The 426-nt window shown below is 61.0% G+C and carries 1 protein-coding gene; it reads left to right on the top strand.

Translation table 11 applies throughout. The features are described 5' to 3' along the window. Nucleotides 1–32: 32 nt before the first annotated feature. Nucleotides 33–426, top strand: a 394-nt coding sequence (locus DBR24_RS22455; RefSeq protein WP_146189103.1) for an urea transporter, incomplete at its 3' end; no start/stop codon positions are given.

Consider the following 426-nt stretch of genomic DNA (forward strand, 5'->3'; position numbering starts at 1 on the left):
TTTGATTTTCCAACTGCCCAGATTTTCTCGACATGCCTGCCAATCATTTCAACACCCACTGCCCCGACTGGGCCGAGGCTTTGCTCAACGGTTTCAGTCAGATATTCCTCCAGCGCCATCCGTTGTGCGGCCTGTTGTGCCTGTTGGCGATCCTGCTGACGGCACCGGTGCTGTTCGCTGGCGCGCTGCTCGGTGCCGTCGCCGGGTTGCTCACTGCACAGCGGCGCAACTACGCCAAGGCGGATCGCCAGGCCGGATTATTCAGTTACAACGGCGTGCTGCTCGGTTTGTTGCTGAGCCTGTATTTCCCCTGGTCGCCGCTGCTGCCGCCACTGATTCTGGCGGCTGGCGGCCTGAGCGCGATGCTCACTCAGCAGTGGCTCAAACATGTGTACCGCAGCCGGTCGATACCGGCCTACACCTCGC

Source organism: Pseudomonas sp. HMWF006, assembly GCF_003061205.1.
In the GTDB taxonomy this organism is placed as follows: domain Bacteria; phylum Pseudomonadota; class Gammaproteobacteria; order Pseudomonadales; family Pseudomonadaceae; genus Aquipseudomonas; species Aquipseudomonas monsensis.